The 1,378-nt window shown below is 68.7% G+C and carries 2 protein-coding genes; both read right to left on the reverse strand.

The window, feature by feature from the left end:
• Positions 1-137 precede the first annotated feature (137 nt).
• Positions 138-923 carry an amino acid ABC transporter ATP-binding protein gene (locus JF597_RS55130; RefSeq protein WP_294014798.1) on the reverse strand — a complete coding sequence of 262 codons (786 nt, stop codon included), beginning with the start codon at positions 921-923 and terminating at the stop codon, positions 138-140.
• Positions 924-926: 3 nt separating this feature from the next.
• The coding region (locus JF597_RS55135) for an ABC transporter permease subunit (protein WP_294014802.1) at positions 927-1,378 on the reverse strand (452 nt) is incomplete at its 5' end.

Raw genomic sequence — 1,378 nt, forward strand, 5'->3', positions numbered from 1 at the left:
GAAGGACGAAGCCGGAGAGGGCGGCCAGGGCGAGCAGTCGACGACGACCGAGACCATTACGGGACGATACGGACATGGAGGGGTCTCCTCGAGGAAGGGGTGGGCGGTGAAAGGCAGGGGTTAGGAGAAACGGCGCTTCAGAGGACGCGCGCGAGGAACTCGCGCAGGCGTGCCGTCTCCGGGTGTTCCAGCGTCCGGCGGGCCGGGCCGGACTCGGCGATGCGGCCCTCATCCATGAAGACCACTCGGTCCGCGACCTCACGGGCGAAGCCGATCTCGTGCGTGACGGCGATCATGGTCATTCCGGACGTGGCGAGCAGCCGCATCACGTCGAGCACGTCCTTGACGAGCTCGGGGTCCAGCGCCGAGGTGGCCTCGTCGAACAGCATGACCTCGGGCTCCATCGCCAGCGCGCGGGCGATCGCCACCCGCTGCTGCTGACCGCCCGAGAGCTGACTTGGCCGGGAGTGGGCCAGCCCTGCGAGGCCGAGCCGCTCCAGCTGGGTCATGGCGGCGGTGTCGGCCGCCTCCCTGCCCATCCCGCGGACCTTGCGCAGGGCCACGGTCACGTTGTGCAGGACACTCAGGTGCGGGAACAGGTTGAAGTGCTGGAAGACCATGCCGACCCGGGTACGGACCGCGTCGACGTCGACGCCCGGACCGGTGATCAGGTCACCGCTCAGGCGGATCTCGCCCGCCGTCGGTGCCTCCAGCAGGTTCATACACTTCAGGAGCGTGGACTTGCCCGAACCGGACCGGCCGATGACACACACGGTCTCCCCCGCGGCGACATCGAGATCCACCCCGCGCAAAACCTCCACGTCGCCATAGCGCTTGTGCAGGTCGCTCACGGCGACCGCCGCCGAAGTGGCCGTCTCCCCCTGGCCGGAGCGGGAGTTCTTCTCGGACAGCGTCCTGGCCATGGCTCAGACCTCCATCACGGCGGGGGCGGGCATACCGGCGACCGGAGGGGCCGCGGGTTTGTTCGTCTTCCGTCCGCCGGTGCGCAGGCGCAGGTCGAGGCGGTTGACCAGGAAGGTGAGCGGGACCGTCAGCATCAGATAGCAGGCGCCGGCGGCCACGAGCGCGGAGGAGTTGTACGTCGCCGCCTGCCGCTCCTGTGCGATGAAGTAGAGCTCGCGCTGCCCGAGGCCGAGCCCGAGCAGGTACACCAGCGCACTCTCCTTGATGTCGATGATGAACTGGCCGGCCAGAGCGGGCAGCACGTTCCGTACGCCTTGCGGGACGACGATCACCCGCATCGCGGTCAGATAGGACATGCCCAGGCTGCGGGCCGCGCTGAGCTGCCCCGACGGAACGGCCTGAATACCCGACCGGAAGATCTCCGCCAGATAGGCCGCCGATATGAGGCCGATGG

The sequence above is a fragment of the Streptomyces sp. genome (genome assembly GCF_019510245.1).
In the GTDB taxonomy this organism is placed as follows: domain Bacteria; phylum Actinomycetota; class Actinomycetes; order Streptomycetales; family Streptomycetaceae; genus Streptomyces.